The sequence below is a fragment of the Fictibacillus tiangongensis genome (assembly GCF_048083785.1).
In the GTDB taxonomy this organism is placed as follows: domain Bacteria; phylum Bacillota; class Bacilli; order Bacillales; family Fictibacillaceae; genus Fictibacillus.
The window spans coordinates 1,758,831-1,779,523 of the sequence record NZ_CP182294.1 but is presented as its reverse complement, the minus strand read 5'-3'; the positions used below and the strand labels follow the sequence as shown (position 1 = coordinate 1,779,523).

The 20,693-nt window shown below is 40.1% G+C and carries 21 protein-coding genes; all 21 read right to left on the bottom strand.

Translation table 11 applies throughout. The features are described from left to right. Nucleotides 1–10: 10 nt before the first annotated feature. Nucleotides 11–316 (bottom strand): YlxQ family RNA-binding protein, encoded by a 306-nt coding sequence (locus tag ACNJYY_RS09680; protein ID WP_416731532.1) that lies wholly within the window; start codon nucleotides 314–316, stop codon nucleotides 11–13. Continuing rightward, a complete protein-coding gene (gene rnpM / locus ACNJYY_RS09675; protein WP_137789632.1) occupies nucleotides 313–579 on the bottom strand; it encodes an RNase P modulator RnpM in 267 nt (88 codons plus the stop codon). Before rnpM ends, ACNJYY_RS09680 begins: the two co-directional genes overlap by 4 nt. Nucleotides 580–599: 20 nt before the next feature. Beyond that, nucleotides 600–1,703 carry a transcription termination factor NusA gene (gene nusA / locus ACNJYY_RS09670; protein ID WP_066393741.1) on the bottom strand — a complete coding sequence of 368 codons (1,104 nt, stop codon included), beginning with the start codon at nucleotides 1,701–1,703 and terminating at the stop codon, nucleotides 600–602. Between the two features lie 19 nt (nucleotides 1,704–1,722). Beyond that, complete coding sequence (gene rimP, locus ACNJYY_RS09665; RefSeq protein ID WP_416731531.1) at nucleotides 1,723–2,193, bottom strand: ribosome maturation factor RimP; 471 nt, start codon at nucleotides 2,191–2,193, stop codon at nucleotides 1,723–1,725. A gap of 156 nt (nucleotides 2,194–2,349) precedes the next feature. Then, nucleotides 2,350–6,651, bottom strand: coding sequence for a PolC-type DNA polymerase III (locus ACNJYY_RS09660; protein ID WP_416731530.1), 4,302 nt, complete (start codon nucleotides 6,649–6,651; stop codon nucleotides 2,350–2,352). 211 nt (nucleotides 6,652–6,862) lie between these two features. Continuing rightward, a complete protein-coding gene (locus ACNJYY_RS09655; RefSeq protein WP_416731529.1) occupies nucleotides 6,863–8,575 on the bottom strand; it encodes a proline--tRNA ligase in 1,713 nt (570 codons plus the stop codon). Between the two features lie 27 nt (nucleotides 8,576–8,602). Then, nucleotides 8,603–9,865, bottom strand: a complete 1,263-nt coding sequence (rseP, locus tag ACNJYY_RS09650; RefSeq protein WP_144700724.1) for an RIP metalloprotease RseP — start codon at nucleotides 9,863–9,865, stop codon at nucleotides 8,603–8,605. 5 nt (nucleotides 9,866–9,870) lie between these two features. After that, nucleotides 9,871–11,028, bottom strand: coding sequence for a 1-deoxy-D-xylulose-5-phosphate reductoisomerase (dxr, locus tag ACNJYY_RS09645; protein WP_416731528.1), 1,158 nt, complete (start codon nucleotides 11,026–11,028; stop codon nucleotides 9,871–9,873). 16 nt (nucleotides 11,029–11,044) lie between these two features. After that, nucleotides 11,045–11,833: a phosphatidate cytidylyltransferase gene (locus ACNJYY_RS09640; RefSeq protein ID WP_416731527.1), complete on the bottom strand. Its 789-nt coding sequence runs from the start codon at nucleotides 11,831–11,833 to the stop codon at nucleotides 11,045–11,047. Nucleotides 11,834–11,846: 13 nt separating this feature from the next. Then, the gene (locus tag ACNJYY_RS09635) at nucleotides 11,847–12,602 is read right to left on the bottom strand and encodes an isoprenyl transferase (protein ID WP_416731526.1); all 756 of its coding nucleotides are present in this window, start codon (nucleotides 12,600–12,602) and stop codon (nucleotides 11,847–11,849) included. A 167-nt stretch (nucleotides 12,603–12,769) separates the two neighbouring features. Continuing rightward, nucleotides 12,770–13,327 carry a ribosome recycling factor gene (gene frr, locus ACNJYY_RS09630; protein ID WP_137789640.1) on the bottom strand — a complete coding sequence of 186 codons (558 nt, stop codon included), beginning with the start codon at nucleotides 13,325–13,327 and terminating at the stop codon, nucleotides 12,770–12,772. Beyond that, nucleotides 13,327–14,052 carry a UMP kinase gene (pyrH, locus tag ACNJYY_RS09625; RefSeq protein ID WP_066393724.1) on the bottom strand — a complete coding sequence of 242 codons (726 nt, stop codon included), beginning with the start codon at nucleotides 14,050–14,052 and terminating at the stop codon, nucleotides 13,327–13,329. Before pyrH ends, frr begins: the two co-directional genes overlap by 1 nt. 322 nt (nucleotides 14,053–14,374) lie before the next feature. Then, entirely contained in the window at nucleotides 14,375–15,253 is an 879-nt protein-coding gene (gene tsf / locus ACNJYY_RS09620) for a translation elongation factor Ts (protein WP_144700732.1), read from the bottom strand. 102 nt (nucleotides 15,254–15,355) lie between these two features. Beyond that, entirely contained in the window at nucleotides 15,356–16,081 is a 726-nt protein-coding gene (gene rpsB / locus ACNJYY_RS09615; protein ID WP_144700734.1) for a 30S ribosomal protein S2, read from the bottom strand. A 157-nt stretch (nucleotides 16,082–16,238) separates the two neighbouring features. Then, nucleotides 16,239–16,655 (bottom strand): DUF6115 domain-containing protein, encoded by a 417-nt coding sequence (locus ACNJYY_RS09610; RefSeq protein WP_416731525.1) that lies wholly within the window; start codon nucleotides 16,653–16,655, stop codon nucleotides 16,239–16,241. A gap of 10 nt (nucleotides 16,656–16,665) precedes the next feature. Next, nucleotides 16,666–16,941, bottom strand: a complete 276-nt coding sequence (locus tag ACNJYY_RS09605; protein ID WP_416731524.1) for a hypothetical protein — start codon at nucleotides 16,939–16,941, stop codon at nucleotides 16,666–16,668. 17 nt (nucleotides 16,942–16,958) lie between these two features. After that, nucleotides 16,959–18,299 carry a FapA family protein gene (locus ACNJYY_RS09600; RefSeq protein ID WP_416731523.1) on the bottom strand — a complete coding sequence of 447 codons (1,341 nt, stop codon included), beginning with the start codon at nucleotides 18,297–18,299 and terminating at the stop codon, nucleotides 16,959–16,961. Nucleotides 18,300–18,310: 11 nt separating this feature from the next. Continuing rightward, a complete protein-coding gene (locus tag ACNJYY_RS09595; protein ID WP_137789645.1) occupies nucleotides 18,311–19,075 on the bottom strand; it encodes a FliA/WhiG family RNA polymerase sigma factor in 765 nt (254 codons plus the stop codon). A gap of 32 nt (nucleotides 19,076–19,107) precedes the next feature. Beyond that, a complete protein-coding gene (locus tag ACNJYY_RS09590; protein ID WP_416731522.1) occupies nucleotides 19,108–19,596 on the bottom strand; it encodes a chemotaxis protein CheD in 489 nt (162 codons plus the stop codon). Further along, nucleotides 19,589–20,221: a chemotaxis protein CheC gene (locus ACNJYY_RS09585; RefSeq protein WP_416731521.1), complete on the bottom strand. Its 633-nt coding sequence runs from the start codon at nucleotides 20,219–20,221 to the stop codon at nucleotides 19,589–19,591. The genes ACNJYY_RS09590 and ACNJYY_RS09585 overlap by 8 nt, the downstream gene beginning before the upstream one ends. A gap of 1 nt (nucleotide 20,222) precedes the next feature. Then, a complete protein-coding gene (locus ACNJYY_RS09580; protein ID WP_416731520.1) occupies nucleotides 20,223–20,687 on the bottom strand; it encodes a chemotaxis protein CheW in 465 nt (154 codons plus the stop codon). Nucleotides 20,688–20,693: the final 6 nt, after the last annotated feature.

The following is a 20,693-nucleotide window of genomic DNA, read 5'->3' as shown; positions in this document are numbered from 1 at the left end:
CACCCCCGAGTTAGTGATCAAGAAGTTCCTTTAATTTCTTAGAAAATCCTTGATCATTTACAGCAACTACAACTCGTTGCTCCTTACCGATAGCCTTGCCTAAAACATTGCGATCTTCTACCCAGGCAAGATCAATTTTGTAAAAGGCACATTTATCGGTAACTTTTTTCTTTGTATTATCAGAAGCATCTTTTGAAAGCAGAACAATTTTCGCATTTTGCTTTTGGATGCTTTTCACAACTAGTTCTTCACCGGATATGACTTTACCGGCTCGAGCTGCTATTCCAAGAAAGTTTTCCCAAGGAGTTGGTTTCAAGATGTATGACTTCCTTTTTCAAGCTGTTCAAATAGATCAGCTGGAATCTTTGTTTTGAGATGTGACTCAAGAACCTTTTTCTTTTTCGCTTGTTCGATACAAGCAGGTTCATGACAAAGGTAGGCTCCTCTTCCGGATTTTTTCCCCGACATGTCGACAGAGACTTCTCCTTCTGGTGAGCGGACAATACGTGTTAATTCTTTTTTAGCCTTCATTTCTTGACAGGCTACGCATTTTCTCATCGGAATTTTACGTGTTTTCATTGTCTCCACCTCGTCTTTTCTTACTCTTCATCCTCATCAGTATCTTCGAAAAAATCACTGCGAGCGTTTGATGGATCATACACACCAGATTCTATTGCTTCTGTTTCACTTTTAATATCAATCTTCCAACCTGTTAACTTCGCAGCTAGACGAGCGTTTTGGCCTCTTTTACCAATCGCTAATGAAAGTTGATAGTCAGGAACGATAACCGTTGTCATCTTTTCCTCTTCATTCACTTGTACTTCAAGTACTTTTGCTGGGCTAAGTGAATTTGCTACATAGACAACAGGATCTTCACTCCATCGAACAATATCAATTTTCTCACCGTTCAATTCGTTTACGATTGTTTGAACACGCGCACCTTTTTGTCCAACACAAGATCCAACTGGATCCACTTCAGGGTCAGCAGCATGAACGGCAATCTTTGAACGGTCACCCGCTTCACGAGCGATCGATTTAATCTCAACCGTTCCATCATAGATCTCTGGCACTTCAAGTTCAAATAAGCGTTTTAAAAGACCTGGGTGAGTTCTTGATACTAAAATTTGAGGACCTTTTGTCGTCTTTTCAACTTTCGTGATGTACACTTTGATGCGGTCGTTCGTGGTATGAGATTCACCAGGCATCTGTTCAGCAGCAGGTAGAAGAGCTTCCACTCTTCCTAGGCTGACATACATATAGCGGTGGTCTTGTCGTTGAACGATCCCCGTGATGATATCTTCTTCACGATCAATAAATTCTGAGAAGATGATCCCGCGCTCTGCTTCACGTACGCGTTGTGTTACTACTTGTTTTGCTGTTTGAGCAGCAATACGGCCAAAATCTTTTGGTGTAACTTCTTCTTCTACAATATCTTCTAACTCATAGCCTGGGTTGATCGCTTGAGCTTCTGCCACTGAGATCTCTTGACGATCGTCCTCAACTTCTTCAACCACATTTTTTCTTGAAAAAACGCGGATACTTCCTGTGTCTCTGTTAAAATCAACACGAACATTTTGCGCTTGATGAAAATTGCGCTTGTACGCAGAAATAAGGGCAGCTTCAATCGCTTCAATAATAACTTCTTTACTGATCCCTTTTTCCTTTTCTAACAATGTAAGTGCATCCAAAAGCTCGGTACTCATTTTTCTTCTCCCCTCTTCATTAAAAAACAACCGCAAGACGGGCGTTGGCCACTTTAGCATAAGGTAACTCTACCTTTTTCACTTGCGTTTTCACTCTAATCTCCATGAACAGCGTTTCACCGTCAAAGTCATTTAAGAGTCCTTCATATACTTTTTCACCGTTTAATGGCTCATAAAGTTTAATGTTCACATTTTTGCCGATAGCATTTTTCACATCTTCAGGTTTCTTTAGCGGTCTTTCAACACCTGGAGAAGATACTTCTAAAAAGTAGGGCTGTTCGATCGGATCAAGTTCATCTAGTTTTTCACTTAATTGTTCACTGACAGTCCCGCATTCCTCGATATCAATTCCACCCGTGGAATCGATATATACACGGAGAAACCAGTTTTTACCCTCTTTAACAAATTCAACGTCAACAAGTTCAAGTCCTAGTTTTTCAACGATTGGGGTTACAAGCTCTGTTGTGAGCTCTGTAATCTTCTGACTCATTGCTGCCCTCCTTCTTACTGAATGACCTCAAAACGTAACGAAAGAGTGGGGAGCCCCACTCTTTCGCCGACAGTTATTCATTCAACAGTATTTCCAAAAATACTATACCATAACCAATAAAATACTGCAACTGATCAAGCCTTCAAGAAGCCCTTGTTAAAAGAGCGAAAGCTGATTTGCATCAGGCATTCCTTCTAAACATCCTTGATCATCTAAGTACTCAATAATGGTCTTAGATAACTTCGCACGCTGCTGAAGATCTTCCTTAGAAAGAAATTCACCTTGCTCTCTTGCTTTTACAATGTTTAATGCTGCGTTCGTACCTAATCCTGCGATCGAATTGAAAGGTGGAATTAATGTGTCCCCTTCTACTAAGAAGTCTGTTGCGCTCGAGCGATAAAGATCGATCTTCTGAAACGATAACCCTCTTTCACACATCTCAAGAGCTAACTCTAGAACAGTTTGCAAGTTCTTCTCTTTTGTAGAAGCATCAAGACCTTTAGCAGAGATCTCTTCGATCTTTGTCTTTAATGCTTTGGATCCTCTTATCATAGACTCCACATCAAAATCATCCGCTCTTACTGTAAAATACGCCGCATAGAACCAGATTGGATAATGAACTTTAAAATATGCGATACGAACGGCCATCAATACGTATGCTGCAGCATGAGCTTTAGGGAACATGTATTTGATCTTCAAACATGAACCAATATACCAATCAGGGACATCGTTCTTCTTCATCTCATCGATCCACTCATCCGGCAGACCCTTACCTTTACGCACACTCTCCATGATCTTAAAAGCAAGCGACGGCTCAAGGCCTTTATAGATCAGGTAGACCATGATATCATCACGACAACCGATAACGTCTTTTAGCACACAAGTGCCGTTTGCGATCAATTCGTTCGCGTTATTAAGCCATACGTCGGTACCATGAGATAGTCCTGAGATCTGTACAAGTTCAGAGAAAGTACTTGGTTTTGTTTCTTCAAGCATCTGTCTTACGAACTTTGTTCCGAACTCTGGAATACCTAACGTACCTGTCTTACACATGATCTGTTCTTCCGTTACTCCTAACACTTCTGGGCCTGAAAAGATTTTCATCACTTCTGGATCAGAAGCAGGAATGGTCTTCGGATCAATACCGCTTAGATCTTGAAGCATACGGATAACGGTCGGATCATCGTGCCCGAGTATATCAAGTTTTAATAAGTTATCATGAATCGAGTGAAAATCAAAATGAGTCGTTTTCCATTCCGATCCACTATCATCAGCTGGGAACTGAACAGGACAGAAATCATAGATGTCCATATAATCTGGAACAACTATTATTCCACCTGGATGCTGACCTGTTGTTCTCTTTACTCCAGTACAACCAGCTACGAGACGGTCAACTTCTGCCGATCGGATCGTTAAGTTATTGTCTCCTGCATACCCTTTTACGTAACCATAAGCCGTTTTCTCAGCTACGGTACCTATCGTACCTGCTCGATACACATAATCTTCACCGAACAATTCCTTCGTATAGTTATGTGCTCTAGGCTGATACTCACCCGAGAAGTTTAAGTCGATATCAGGGACTTTATCTCCTTTGAAACCAAGGAACGTTTCGAAGGGAATATCTTGTCCATCTTTTATATAAAGCACTTCGCATGTTGGACATTCTTTATCAGGCAGATCATAACCGGAACCAACAGAACCATCATTAAAGAAATGGGATTCTTTACAGTTCGGGCAAACATAGTGAGGAGGCAGCGGATTTACTTCAGTAATCTCCGTCATTGTTGCAACAAACGATGACCCGACTGACCCACGCGATCCTACAAGGTATCCATCGATCAGCGATTTTTTTACAAGTTTATGTGAGATCAAGTAAATAACAGCAAATCCGTGTCCGATGATACTCTTCAATTCTTTTTCCAGTCTCTTCTCAACAAGTTCAGGAAGATTCTCACCATAGATGCTTCTTGCTCGGTTATAACTCATCGAGCGGACTTCCTCATCTGCGCCCTCGATCTTCGGTGTATATAGATCATCAGGGATCGGTTTGATCTCCTGTATCATATCTGCGATCTGTCTCGTATTTTTACAAACTATCTTTTGAGCTCTTTCTTCACCTAAGAATGAGAACAGATCCAACATCTCATCTGTAGTTCTAAAATGCACTTCTGGAAGAGTTTGTCTGTTCAACGGATTCGCTCCACCTTGTGAAGAGATCAAGATCTTTCGATAGATGGCATCTTCAGGATTTAAATAATGAACGTTTCCTGTTGCGACAACCGGTTTGTTCAATTTCTCTCCGAGCTGAACGATGTTAGAAAGGATCTCTCTTAAGTTCATCTCATCTGCGACTAGTTCTCTTTCGATAAGATGATAATAGTTACTTGGCGGCTGAACCTCTAAGTAATCATAAAACTCTGCGATCTTTTCAACCTCTTCGATCGGTTTTTGCATCATACCTTCAAACACTTCACCTTTATCACAAGCTGAACCGACGAGTATGCCCTCGCGTAGTTTACTTAATCGTGATCTCGGAATACGCGGTGTTCGATAAAAGTAAGATAGATGTGATTCAGAAACAAGTTTGTATAAATTCTTCAGCCCTTCTTGAGTCGCAGCTAAAAGTGTACAGTGGAACGGCCTTGATCTCTGAAACCCACCTTGTCCCATGTTATCGTTCAAGCGGTCGTGATAGAAGATATCTTTTTCAAACGTCTCTTTTAGAAGCTTCCATAATAGGTATCCAGTAGCTTCAGCATCATAGATAGCTCGGTGATGCTGAGTGAGTTCGATATCAAACCTTTTACAAAGTGTGTTCAATCTATGATTCTTTAATTGTGGAAGAAGAAATCTTGCCAATTCAAGTGTATCAATTACAGGATTCTTTGCTTCACCTAGACCTATCTTGCGTAATCCTTCGTTCAAGAAGCCCATGTCAAAGCTCGCGTTATGCGCTACTAAGATATCATCACCCATAAATGCGTGAAAATCGCGAAGCACTTCTTCGATCTCTGGTGCGTTCTCAACCATATCATCTGTAATTCCAGTTAACTCAATTGTGGTTTGAGATAGGGATTCATGAGGATTTGCAAACCTTTCAAAACGGTCAATGATCTCCCCGCCACGTATCTTTACCGCTGCGAGTTCAATAATTTTATTGTATACAGCTGATAAACCCGTCGTCTCAACGTCAAAGACAATATATGTTTCCTCTGTTAATTTTCTCGGCGCCTCGTTGTATGCGATCGGTACACCATCATCTACAAGATTTGCCTCAAGTCCGTAAAGAATCTTGATTCCGTTTTTCTTTCCTGCATTATAAGCTTCTGGAAAGGACTGAACACCAGCATGATCCGTTATTGCGATAGCCGGATGACCCCATTTTTTAGCTTGTCCCACTAACGTTGAAACAGAAGATATTGCATCCATCTGACTCATCGGGGTGTGAAGGTGAAGCTCAACACGTTTGTTGTCTTCATCCGCAAGATCTTTTCTGAACTCAGGTTTGATCTCATTAATATCGTTAGCGATCATGACTAGATCTCTTACGAACGTATCATTCTGTATTCCGCCTCGAACTTTTAACCACATTCCCTTTTGAATACCTTGAAGGATAGGAATATCTTCTTTATCACGAGAGAAGATTTTAATCAATAGAGAATCCGTGTAATCGGTAATCTTGAATGTTAATAGTGTACGTCCGCTTCTAAGCTCTCTCGTTTCGGAATGAAAGACATAGCCTTGAATCGTAATGCGTCTTTCTTCATCTTGAATCGTTTGGATCGGAACAGCATCATCTTTGATCGAATACCCGATCATAATATCAGTTCTTGCTGCAGGACCATCTGATCGATTAGCAGCTTTTTCTTTTTCAACTAAAGCTTCCATAACTTTATTCTGATCTTCTTGTTTTCTTTGTTCGATAAACTTTTGAAAATCTTCTTCAGAGTGTTTAATCTCTGTTTTAACCATTACAGAATGAAACCCAAACTGACTGTACATCTCCTTAATAACAGGAGAAAGCTTTCTTTGCACAAGCGCTTCTTCCGCATCATTTCTTACGGTCAGACACAAAAAATTGCCTTCCGCAATAGGATTTTGCGTAGAAAGCATACTTCCTAAACTTGGTGCTGCTGATTCTACTAACTTTTCTTTGCACAGCGGCCAAAAGCCAAGAAGCTCTTCGGCTTGAAATCCCTCTTTCGTTTGAAGAGAAAAAGACACTGCAGCAATATGCTGAAAAGTTTGGCGCAGGCTAGCACTAAACCATGCATAACTATCAGGGGTTAACGGACGTAGAAGTCCTATGATAAAATGCCAGCTTCTATTCGTCTTATCTATCGTTAGTTTTTCGATCGTTCCTTCCGAAAAACCTACTTTCATCTCATCAGGCATACCTAGTTGTTCTAAAAGAAGCGATAGCCTCTCTTCTCTGATCTGTTGATCATTTCCGCTCATACGAACCTCCTTTTAAAGGGGTTTAATTATGTTTTCACATGACTAACCAACGCAATTCTTCATTTCTCTATACATTATACTATAGCTTTAATCAGTCAGCCTCGATTACCATCTTAAAGATTAGAATTCTATTCGTAAAGTGCAAAGAGAAAGGCACCTCTTAGAAAAGAGGTACCTCCTCTATAGCAATATCGTATTTATCATAAATCTACTAATTCTTAAGCTTGTCCCACTCATTTTTAATAAAACTGCTTAGTTCTGAAACTGGCACTTCGAAAGATTCTCCGCTTTTACGTATCTTCACTTCTACGATACCTTCTGAAGCACGTTTTCCAACCATAACACGAATTGGCAGTCCGATAAGATCGCTATCTGTAAATTTCACACCCGCTCGTTCAGGGCGATCATCATATAAACAATCAAATCCATCGTTTTTGATCTGCGTATAAAGTTCATCGGACAGCGCTGCTTGTTCTGCGTTCTTACTGTTAACAGCAATTAAGTGAACATCGAACGGTGTTAATGACAAAGGCCAGATCAAACCTTTTTCATCATTGTTTTCTTCAGCCACGGCTGCTAATGTACGTGAGACACCTATTCCGTAACAACCCATGGACATGATCTGATTCTTACCGTTTTCATCTAAGTATGAGGCTTTCATCGGCTCACTGTATACTTTACCAAGTTTGAACACATGCCCAACTTCAATTCCTTTAGCAAAAACGATCGTCCCTTTACCATCTGGTGACAGATCACCTTCAACAACGAAGCGAAGGTCAGCTGTTTCATTACACTCAAAATCTCTATTGTGATTAACATTTGTATAATGATAGCCTGTTTCATTTGCACCACAGACGGCATTTACCATATATGGAACTGCTTGATCAGCGATTACTTTAACTTCTTTTGAAGAATGAACTGGTCCGATAGATCCGTGTTCAGCGTTCAACCATTTTTTTGTTTCTTCTGCCGTAGCTAATTCTACTTCTTTAGCAGAAAGAACATTCTTAAGCTTGATCTCATTAACCTCATGATCTCCTCTGACTAACACTAAAACAGGTTGTTCATCAGCGATATAAAGCAATGATTTTATCACTTTGGATGGTGAAACCTGTAATAGATCTGAAACCTCTTCGATCGTTTTCGCGTTCTTCGTTTCTACTTTCTTAAGTTCCATAAGATTTTCAGATGAACGGTCTTCACGAAGAACAACTGGAGCCATCTCTATGTTCGCTGCAAAATCTGAATCCGTTGAATACGCGATCAAATCTTCACCAATTTCTGATAAGACCATGAACTCATGATTATCTTTACCGCCGATCGCACCTGAATCGGCTAAGACCGCACGGAAGTTTAGTCCACAACGGCTAAAGATAGCTGAGTAGGCGCCTTTCATCGCTTCATACGTGTCATCAAGACTTTCTTGCTTATCATGGAAAGAGTATGCGTCTTTCATGATGAACTCTCTTCCGCGAAGCAGTCCGAAACGTGGACGTTTCTCATCTCTGAACTTTGTTTGAATCTGATATAGATTAAGAGGAAGTTTCTTATATGATTTTACTTCGTCTCGAACGATGCTCGTAATCACTTCTTCATGAGTCGCTCCAAGTGCGAAATCACGCTCGTGTCGGTCTTTTAATCTCATTAGTTCAGGACCATAGCTATACCATCGGCCACTTTCCTGCCAAAGTTCAGCAAGCTGCAATGCCGGCATCATCATCTCTTGTGAACCAGCACGATCCATTTCTTCTCTTACAATATTCTCTACCTTTTGAAGAACTTTTTTCCCCAATGGAAGAAAAGAATAAATACCAGCAGCATTCTGACGGATAAAGCCAGCTCTTAATAAGAGCTGGTGACTTTTAACATCCGCATCTGCAGGAACTTCTCTTAAAGTTGGCATAAACAACTGACTTTGTCTCATAATCTCTACTCCTCAAATCATCCCTAATTAACCAAGAAAAATTTTCTGTATATCATTCCATGTCACAACTAGCATCAATAACATCAGAAAAGCAAACCCGATAAAATGAACCATTCCTTCTTTTTGCGGATCGATCGGTTTCCCTCTCAAAGCTTCAACTCCTAAGAATAGAAGTCGTCCTCCGTCAAGTGCAGGTAATGGCAACAAGTTAAAGATCCCTAAGTTAACACTTAAGATAGCTGCCCATTGCAACAGCATATAAACACCGGCTTTTGCAGCTTGATCTGTATACTCATAGATTCCAAGTGGTCCAGAGAGCTGATCGATGCCGTGCTGACCCGTTATCAGTTGTCCGAGTCCTGTAAATATAGCCGTTGTCATAAACCAAGTTTGTTTAGCACCATATTCTAATGATCCAACAAAAGAGGATTCAGTATATGGATGTGCTCCGATAAATCCTTCGTTCTTATCATCAGCACCTTTTCGAGAGCCAAGCGTGACAGGAACCACTTTCTCTTCTCCATCACGGTTGATCGTAAACATTAACTTTTCACCAGGGTTTTCTTGAATGACAGACACTAACTCTTTCCAATCGTCCATCTTTTCGCCCTGAACTGCAATAATTTTATCCCCTTTAATCAATCCAGCTTTATCGGCACCTGCTCCTTCTTGAAGGGTACCTAGTCTTGATTCATTAGTCGGGATGCCTTGCATGAGTGAAAATACAACCAAGATCACGAAAGCTAGTAAAAAGTTCATTGCAGGACCAGCAAAGATCGCTAGTGTTCTTTGCATGATCGTCTTCGAACCAAACTGTCGGTTATATGGTGCAATCTGCATCTCTTGGTGATCAGCTACAAATAGTGCATCTTCTTTTACTTTGTAAGTTGATGTTCCAGAGTCTTCATTCTCAAAGCCTGTTACATACAATTCACGTTCTAAATCAGCGTTTTCAATGGTGATCGTTTTTTGCACCGGATATTTTTCACGGTGATTAACAACGATTTTCTCGACTTCATTTGCTTGGTTGAAGATCAAACCAACTCTGTGACCTGCCTTAAGTTCAATACCTTCTGGATCTTCTCCAGCCATACGTACGAACCCTCCAAGAGGTAAAAGACGAATCGTGTAGACTGTCTCCCCTTTTTTGAAGGCAAACACTTTCGGGCCGAATCCAATAGCAAACTCACGACACAAGATGCCTGCACGCTTTGCCAGCAACAGATGTCCGAGTTCATGAAAGAAAATTAAAGCACCTAAAATGATGATAATGGCTATCACAGTGTTCATTCCCATTACCTGCCTTTACTAAGTAGTGACTCCACATATTGACGAGTCCTATTATCTGTTTCTTGTATTGTCTCAAGGTCTGGCGTACTGACGTTGGACAAATTCTGCATAGCTCGTTCGATCATCTCTTCAATCTCAAGAAACGAGATATGACCTTTAAGAAATCGTTCAACCGCTTTTTCATTCGCAGCATTTAAAATGGTCGGCATCAAGCCTCCAGCCTTTCCTGCCTGAAAAGCAAGTTTTAAACACCGGAACCGGTCGTAGTCCATTTCTTGAAAATGCAACTTTCCAACTTCCCATAAGTTTAACCTTTTCCCGTTTATTAATTCAAGTCGATCGGGATATGTAAGAGCGTATTGTATCGGCACTCTCATATCTGGTTGTCCCAAATGAGCGATAACGCTTGTATCAACAAACTCTACCATAGAGTGTATGATGCTTTCCTTATGTAAAATGACGTCTATTTTCGAATAATCAAAGGAAAATAACCAATGAGCTTCAATTACTTCTAAACCTTTATTCATCATTGTCGCAGAATCGATCGTAATTTTCGCACCCATCGACCAGTTTGGATGGTTCAAAGCTTCTTGAACGGTAACGTTTTTTAATTCATCACGAGTACGATCTCTAAAACTTCCACCTGAAGCAGTCAATATCAACTTCTCCACACGATTCGGGTCTTCACCGTTCAAACACTGATAGATCGCTGAATGTTCTGAATCGACCGGAAGAATTGCTACGTTATGTTTCTTCGCTTTTTCCATAACAAGATGACCTGCTGTTACTAGCGTTTCTTTATTAGCTAAAGCGATCGTCTTTTTTGCTTCGATGGCTTTTAATGTAGGAAGTAAGCCTACACTGCCGATGACTGCGTTCACAACAACTGTTGAATCAGTAGAAACTGCGGCCTCGATCAAACCATCCATACCTGAGACAACTCTTGTAGATGAACTTACCTTCGAACGAAGTTTTGTTGCATCTTCTTCATTTTGAACAGCACATATTTCAGGTTGAAATTTAGATATGATCTTTTCAGCAGCCTCAATATTCTTCCCTACAGACATCGAACTCAATTTGAACTGTTCCGGATGAGAGGCGATCACATCTAAGGTCTGAACGCCGATCGAACCTGTTGCACCAAGTAAACTAACTGATTTCATCCTATACCTCCTAGCGTTATCCTATCAAATGAAGCACGTGGAGCAACGGGAATACAAATAACGCACTATCAAGTCTATCTAATATCCCGCCATGTCCAGGAAGCAGAGTACCAGAATCTTTCACATCGTAGATTCGTTTGAATGCCGACTCTGCCAAGTCTCCTATCTGACCAAATATACCTACGATAATGGAAATCAGTAGAATATTAGACAACGATATATCCACAAAATGTGTAAAGTAGCTGATCAACCCTACAACTAGACTAAAAAAGATACCTCCGACTGCCCCTTCGATCGTTTTGTTTGGAGAGATAACCGGCCAAAGTTTTCGTTTTCCAATCGATTTTCCAACAAAATAAGCGCCAGAGTCTGTTGCCCATATCATGAATAGGATCAAGAATAAGAGTTGGACTCCACCTTCTAAAATTCTCGTTTCTAGTAAATAGAAAAACCCAAAACCTACGTATATAGCACTAAAAAGCACAAACGAAATATGATTGTAATCTGTATTGTTCTTTTGTACAACAGTTACGACTAGTAATAGAAGAACTGCAAGTATAATGGCATCAGTTTTAGTAAAAGGTTCTAAAGAACTCATCCAGTCTTGCGGTAATGCGATCAAGACTGTTAATAAAAATCCGATTCCCCCTACGAAACTTAGCTCCATCCTTTTCATACGCAATAATTCAAACATGCCAATCCCAGTTAGCAATAGTATTAATAGTGAGAACGGCCAGCTTCCATAAAGGGTAATCCCTATAAATAAAACGGCTGCGATTACACCTGTTATTATCCGTTGTTTCATAAGTCCTCCTTAATTAAACACCGCCATACCGCCTGCCTCGTCCGGCAAATTGTGATACAGCTTCTCGTAGATGCTCTTCAGAAAAATCTGGCCATAACACTTCAGTAAACCAAAATTCAGAATACGCAAGCTGCCATAGCATAAAATTACTTAATCGAACCTCACCACTTGTACGAATCAAAAGATCCGGATCTTTTAGATCATGCGTCATTAAATGCTGTTCGATCATTGAATCATCGATTTGTGACGGCTCTAACTTTCCTTGTTTCACCTCAGAAGCCAAAGCTTTAACTGCAGCTGTAATCTCATCGCGGCTTCCATAATTAAGAGCGAAGTTTAAGATTAAACCACTGTTGTTCTTCGTCTTGTGAATTGCTTCATCTACAGCTTTTACCGTGTGTAGTGGTAACAACTCCTTTTTACCCATTATTCGCACTTGTACGTTCTCTTTAATCAAATCTGGAAGAAAAGTGTTTAAAAATTCTCCAGGAAGTTTCATTAAAAAGTCAACTTCTTCACGTGGACGTTTCCAATTTTCAGTTGAAAACGCATAAAGAGTTAAAACTTCTATCCCAATCTTATTCGCTTCTTTAACGATTTTACGAACGGTTTTCATTCCTTCATGATGACCGGCAATTCGCGGCATAGCTCGTTTCCGAGCCCACCTTCCGTTGCCATCCATAATAATGGCGACATGTTTAGGGATATTTTCTTCTTTGAATGTATGGTTCTCCGTACTTTTTTTCTTAAAGAAAAGCTTGTCAAGCATGTATAAGCCTCCATCTTCTTAGACTTCATGAAATCCACCTTTTAGTAAAGTGTTCTCCATATGCCAATCACCTTATCAATTAAAGTCTAGCAAAATGGTGATATTGTCTAATAAAAAAGCCCCCTTTTATAGAGGGCTTTTTATATTTAATTGTACATGGAAAAGCTTTATACTTCCATGATTTCTTTTTCTTTAGCAGAACTTACAGAATCAGCTTCAGCTGTGTATTTATCAGTAAGCTTTTGAACATCATCGTTATAGCGACGTAGTTCGTCTTCTGTAATCTCAGCTTCTTTTTCAAGCTTCTTTAAATCGTCATTCGCATCACGACGAACGTTTCTTAGAGCCACTTTCGCTTCTTCAGCAAACTTTTTAACAAGTTTAACTAGCTCTTTTCGGCGCTCTTCTGTTAGTGCTGGAATCGCAATTCGAATCACTTGCCCATCGTTAGAAGGTGTTAGACCAAGATCAGACTTTAGGATCGCCTTTTCAATATCTGCCATTGCAGATTTGTCGTAAGGCTGAATCACTAAAAGTCTAGCTTCTGGAGTTGTTACACCTGCTAATTGATTGATCGGAGTTTGAGTTCCGTAGTAATCAACTTGTACTCTGTCTAATAGAGAAGGGTTTGCTCTACCTGCACGAAGTGTTGAATATTCACGTCTTAGAGCTCCGATTGCTTTTTGCATCTTTTCTTCTGCTTGAGTTAAAACTTCTTTTGCCATTAGTTTCTCCCCCTTATAACGGTTCCAATTTTTTCTCCGGCAACTGCTCGTTTGATGTTTCCTTCTTCCATGATCGAGAAAACAACTAACGGGATATCATTATCCATACATAGTGATGAAGCTGTTGTATCCATTACTGCTAGTCCATCTTTTAAAAGATCAAGATACGATAATGTCGTATACTTAACAGCGTTCTCATCCAATTTCGGATCTGCTGAATACACGCCATCCACGTTATTCTTAGCCATCAAGATGACTTCTGCTTCAATTTCTGCTGCTCTTAGTGCTGCAGTCGTATCTGTTGAGAAGTACGGGTTACCCGTTCCTGCTGCAAATATGACAACGCGCTTTTTTTCAAGGTGACGAATGGCTTTTCTTCTGATATAAGGTTCTGCAACCTGACGCATTTCTATTGATGTTTGTACTCTTGTTTGAACCCCGATGTTTTCAAGACTGTCTTGAAGGGCTAATGAATTCATAACAGTAGCAAGCATGCCCATATAGTCTGCTGAAGCACGGTCCATTCCCATCTCACTGCCCGTCTTACCACGCCATAGGTTTCCGCCGCCTACTACTACAGCAACTTCTACGTCGAGTTCAACGATTTCTTTTACTTGTTCTGCAATTGACTGAACGATTTTTGGATCGATTCCAGATGTTTGTTCACCTGCTAGTGCTTCTCCACTTAATTTCAAGACGACTCGTTTATATTTTGAAGTAGTCATTTGTCCCTCCATCACCTAAAAAAATGTATTTACCCTGTTATTATGGCCGCTCAAGTTCCTCTTGAATGAGGTTGATTTCCGTTTCAGGTACTCGCTTTCCGGGGGGGCATGCGGTGAGCCACCTCTGCGCTTTGCGCACTTAGGTGTCTCACCTGTCCCGCTGATCCCCCAGGAGTCTCGCACCTTACACTCCAATCAACTTGTCAATGATGTTTTAAAGATCAGCGAAAGAACAAATTTTGATAGCATTGCCATTAAAAACTCAGGTTATTTCTGTAAAAAAAGAGGAACACAACGTGCTCCCCTCTTTTTCTAACTGTGCTTACTTTTTAACTTGAGACATTACTTCTTCAGCGAAGTTGTCTTCACGCTTCTCAAGACCTTCTCCAACTTCAAAGCGAATGAAGGCTTTAACAGTAGCACCTTTGGAAGCTACATATTTACCAACTTTTTGGTCTGGATCTTTAATGAAAGATTGGTCGTTTAAGCAAATATCTTCGAAGTATTTGCCAAGACGTCCTTCTACCATTTTAGCTACGATGTTTTCAGGTTTTCCTTCGTTAAGTGCTTGTTCGGTTAATACTTTACGCTCACGTGAAACTTCTTCTTCACTAACTTCGTCACGAGAGATGTATTTAGGGTTTACAGCTGCAACGTGCATAGAAACGTCTTTCGCAACTTCTTCTTCTGTTGTTCCTTCAACAACTGAAAGAACTCCGATGCGACCACCCATGTGAAGGTAAGCGCCGAATGCTGCGTTCTCGTCTTTTTTCAAGATCTCGAAGCGACGAAGTGTAAGCTTTTCTCCGATTTTAGCGATTGCTGCGTTAATGTAGTCATTTACTGAAGTTCCGTTAAAGTCAGAAGCTAATGCATCTTCTACTGAAGCAGGCTCAGTAGCCAACAAGTGGTTACCTAACTCAGCGATTAAGTTTTTGAAGTTTTCGTTTTTCGCAACGAAATCTGTTTCAGAGTTTACTTCAAGGATAACTGCTTTGTTTCCGTCAACGATTACAGAAGTTAATCCTTCTGCTGCGATACGGTCAGCTTTTTTAGCAGCTTTCGCGATCCCTTTTTCACGAAGGTAATCGATTGCCGCCTCCATGTTACCATCTGTTTCAGTTAATGCTTTCTTACAATCCATCATTCCTGCGCCAGTTTTCTCACGCAATTCTTTAACCATTTGTGCTGTAATAGCCATGTGTTTTTGCCTCCTTATGGGATATGTAGTGCTAGTTGTGCTTTTACATAAAAAGGGTGATAAAGGGTCATCCCCTCTACCACCCTTGAGCATTCCATTTAATTAAGCAGTAGTTTCTTCTTCAGCTGCTTCTGCTACTTCTTCTCCGCCTTGGTTAGCTTCGATGATAGCATCTGCCATCTTACCAGTAAGAAGTTTAACTGCACGAATTGCATCATCGTTACCAGGGATAACGTGATCAACTTCGTCCGGATCACAGTTCGTATCAACGATAGCGATGATCGGGATGTTCAATTTACGAGCTTCTGCAATCGCGATGCGCTCTTTACGAGGGTCAACTACGAATAATGCGTCAGGAAGCTTGTTCATGTCTTTGATTCCGCCTAGGAACTTTTCAAGACGCTCCATTTCCTTCTTAAGAAGAATAACTTCTTTCTTAGGAAGTACTTCAAAAGTACCGTCTTCTTGCATTTTTTCAAGATCTTTTAAGCGGTTGATACGCTTGCGGATAGTACCGAAGTTTGTTAATGTTCCACCTAACCAGCGTTGGTTGATGTAGTACATGTCAGAACGTTCAGCTTCTTCCTTAACTGAATCTTGAGCTTGTTTCTTAGTTCCAACGAAAAGAATCTTTCCGCCGTCAGCTGCGATGTTACGCATAACATTGTAGCATTCTTCAACTTTCTTTACCGTCTTTTGAAGATCGATAATGTAAATACCGTTTCTTTCTGTGAAAATGTAACGAGACATTTTCGGATTCCAACGGCGAGTCTGATGACCAAAGTGTACACCAGCTTCTAACAATTGTTTCATTGAAATTACTGCCATAATGGCACCTCCTAGGTTTGTTTACCTCCGTTTGTTTCACCTTTGAGCAATAACTGACTTAGTCAGCACCACATTGCTCAAATCCGCAAACGTGTGTGATTAACACCGAGAAATAATATAACATGTTTCGTGCAATTTCTGCAAGTCTTTTTGCTTGTTATCGATAAAATTTTAAAAGCAACTCTACTTCACCTTTTCCTCGGTGCAGCATTTTTGCAATTTCTTCAGCATTATAACCTTTTTGAGCTAATGTTAATACTTCGTTTGTCTCATTAGAGAATTGTTTATCCTCTGACTCTTTGAGGTCCGTCCCTGTCTCATCTGGTTCAATAATTGTGCTTTCATCCAGATCCTTTTGCTGATGATTTTTCTGAGAGAATTTTAGGATCATTTCATGCAAGCGTTCATTTTCTATCTTCATCTCTTCTGAAAACAGCTCAAGAAGCTCTTCTACTTCTTCACTCGTTTTTGAATCATGTGCGTTAATTTGTTTTTGAAATTCTTTGTACAAATTAAAAATTAAATATAAACAGACTATGTTTAGCATAATACTTATGAAAAATAAAGCGTACATCTCATTCATCCTAACCTGAATAATCGATTTTACTTCCTTTATAAGGATGACTCGAACTCTTAGAACTCGTCTTATCTTGCTGATGCTGATCATTTGTATGAAACAGACTTGATTCAGTCGCTTCTTTTTGATTGACCCGTTCTGCTTCTATCTTGTCTTTTTTTCGTACTTCTTCTGAAGTCTGCTGTTGTTGAAGAAGTCCTCTATTCATCACATCAATACTTGCTTTTGAAGCATCAAGAGTTCTTGGAATCGCAACTTGAAGCTCGATTAATTTAAGACTCACAGCATCACATCCCATTCTTATAGAGTGTGAACAACAATTTCCTTCTCTTCTATAAATACTTTAGCAGCGGTATATGAAGATTGAATGTTACGTTTGTATTTTCCGATCGAGATCTCAACATTGGGATGAAGCGTGCAGTTAATATTAATAGAAGACTGTAAAGAATTTTTATATTCTTCGATCTCTGTTCGATGGACTGAAATCTCTTGTTGCGATTGAGAAATCGTGTTTACAATTCTATTTATGATTTGTTGCTCTGTATTTTTTTGAATCAACACGATCTTTAAGTGATTTAATTTCTCTAAATTCTTTTCTAGTTCAAGAATTTTTTGTTCATGATGTATGATTTCTTTTTCCATTCTATCATTTTTCTTTATGTATAATAACGTTTTGGAATTCGTTTCGTTACCTATGTTATTCGCCGATATTCCTTTTCCTGCAATACAGGTGCCACCCGATATATTTCCTTTGCCACTGGTACATATTACGGTTGATTCCGCCTCACAATGACTGTGAAGAATCGTTTGTGCTACTCTAATGCTTCCTTTTGCGTATACATTTCCTTGACTAATATAAAGGGAAGTGAAGTCTCCACCACAACGAACTGTTCCTTTTCCTTGACCTAGAACACCGCCTCCGATAATAACGCTTCCGTCAGAAATAATATCTGCTGCTTCTACGACGCCTTCAACTCGTACATCACCTTTAGCAGTTATTTTAAATCCAGCGGGAACGTCCCCGGTTATATGTACATTTCCAACAAAATCAATATGACCGGTCTTTAAGGAAACATCACCATCTACTCGATAAACGGGATAGATATTTATCCGATTATTTTGGAACGTTACCTCTCCACTCGCTGATGCATAGACACATTGCTCAATTTCGTTATATACAGTATTCTCACCATTTCTCACTAACAAATCTTTACCTTTTTTTGCAGGTATCACTTTTCCAAAAACACTTATTCCTGGTATGCCTTCAGCAGCGTTTTGTTTTCTTGCTACGATCTCTCCGAACTCAGCTGTAGGAATTGTAAAAAGACGTTTAAAATCAAGCTTCACATTCTCGTCTGTATCAAATTTCATCTCGTTTGAGAAAGATGGTATAAGTCTTGCAGACTCCCCATCTCTCGGGAGTTTCCCGTTTGCGATCTCCGCTGGAAATACAAAACTCTCTAGATTTTCAGCAACTAGACTCAATACTTCGTTTCGAATTCCATGACGGATACCTTTCGATTCGATCCAAGCCAAAAGTCTAGAAAACGTGACTTCACCAGATGGGATTTCAATTCCTTTTTTGAGTAAAAAAGCCTCTGTATCACGATTTTCCAATGTAATATGAAACCATTGATCCATATCCCTACTCCTTACATATATCGTTGTAGAACCTGTCGGATTCTAAAAAGTGCTTTTGAGTGTATTTGAGATATTCTGGATGTAGATAGACCCAGTACTTGTCCGATTTCAGTTAGTGTTAATTCCTCAAAGTAGAACAAACTCACTACAAGCTGCTCTTTCTCAGACAATTCCTTGATCACTAATGCGAGCTCACCATGAAGTTCTTCTTGCAGCAAGCTATTTTCGGGTGTGATCGCTTTTTTATCTTCAATCGTATAACTAACTTTTTCACGACTTTCTGTTTCTTTGTTCTCTTCGTCAATCGATAAAACGTTAGCAAGAAAACTTTCAGACATAACGGTTGTTACTTCATTTTCTGAGTATCCGAGTTCATCCGCAACTTCTTTTGGGCTAACAGAACGAAGATTTTCTTGTTCTAATCTTTCGATGGCAGCTTCAACTTTTTTTGTTTTTTCTCTCAAACTTCTTGGAAGCCAGTCTTCTCTTCGTAAGCCGTCTAAAATAGCACCACGAATCCGAAACGAAGCGTAAGTATCAAACTTCAGGTCTCTTTCAGGCTCAAACTTTTTCAGAGCATCATATAACCCTAGCATACCGAGGGATCGGAGTTCATCTTTGTTAACACTTTTAGGCAAACCAACCGATATACGTTGTACGTGATAATTGACAAGTGGTAAATACGCACGCATCAGTTCGTCACCTGCTTCTCGATCACGACTCGTGTTCCACTTTTCCCAGCAAGATTGTTCTTCTAATAAAGATGGCTCCGTCATGGTAATCCTCCTCGTTTTTTTTGGTTTTTATTTCAGATTACTATTGTTCCTGCATTTACCGTTTTAATCGTTAATAAAGTATTCTCAGGGTTGAACTCGATCGTCCTTCCACTAGAACCTCCTACATCGCTTGCTAATAATGGAATCTTTAGAGCTGATAGCTCTTCTTTCACACGTTCAACGTTTCTTGGTCCAATCCGCATCATTTCACTTCCTGAGGTGAACTTAAACATCTGTGCGCCCCCGGCTATCTTTGCTTTTAAGCCTTTTTTGTCGGCACCACTCTTGATCAGCATGTCGTACAGACTCTTAATCGCTGTATCCGCATATTTCCCTTCATTCAACGTGGGAGTTTTGGATAGTGAAGAATCCGGAAGCATGATATGCGCCATCCCTGCGATTTTTTTTACTTGATCAAAAAGTATGACGCCGACACATGAACCAAGACCTGTTGTTCTGATTGTGTTTGGAGGGAAAACAAGATGAATATCAGCGATTCCCACCTTTATGATTTCACTCATCCAACGGAACTCCTAATGCATGAAAAATTTTTGAGAAGGATAGAGGGTCAGGCAATAGAAAAAAATGACCTTTTACCTCGTCTTGTCTTTCTATATCCGTAAAAGCAGTATCGATAACAATGGCATAATCACTTACAGCAGATATTTCGAACAGTCCAAAACTTAAGATGGCTCCTGCCATGTCAATGCTTGTTGCAGGAACAGACGGCTGTAAATTGAGCCCTGTAAAATCAGAGAATGATGTCAGATATGATCCTGATAGAATGTTACCTACTTCTTGAAGAGCAGATAAAGCAATATCAGATTCATCTCCGTTCGATAAATTCACTGTTTGGCCGACTAATAAATCTTCTAACAGCTGTTCAGCTTGCTCAACGGGAAGCATGAAGAACATACATCCCGGAGCATCCCCTACGATTCTTAAGAAAACGGAAGCCACAACGTTCTCTGCTCCGCCTACCATCTCAGAAATTTCTTCAAAAGAGATGACATTCACTGAAGGGACTTTCATATCAACAGCTTTGTTCAACATCGTCGACAAAGCCGTCGCTGCATGTCCTGCCCCAATGTTACCGATCTCTCGTAAGACATCCAGATGGATAGGCTGAATTTTTAGAAAATCCATCTTAATGGATACTTTCCTTAGTTGGTTGGACATCCAGCTTTTCTGGATTCAAAACTTTCACAAGGTCAAGCAGGATCAATAGTCGCTTTTCAATCTTTGCAACTCCTTCTATATACTCAGCATCTACACCGCCCACTACTTCAGGAGGGGGCTCGATCGCCTCTTTATCAAGATCGATTACGTCGTTCGCTGCATCTACAATGAGTCCCGCTTCAATCGTCCCTACTGACACTATGATGATTCGAGTCGTATCCGTATGGCTTACTTCTTCGATCTCGAATCGAGAACGCAAGTCAATAATGGGAGTAACGACTCCTCTTAAGTTAATTACACCTTTTACAAACGAAACTGTTCTTGGAATTCTTGTTATCGGTTGCATTCTTTCGATCGATTTCACGTGCTGAACAGGAACTGCATACTCTTCATCTTTTAATTGAAATATGATCACTTTTTCTTCATTCATCATGATTAA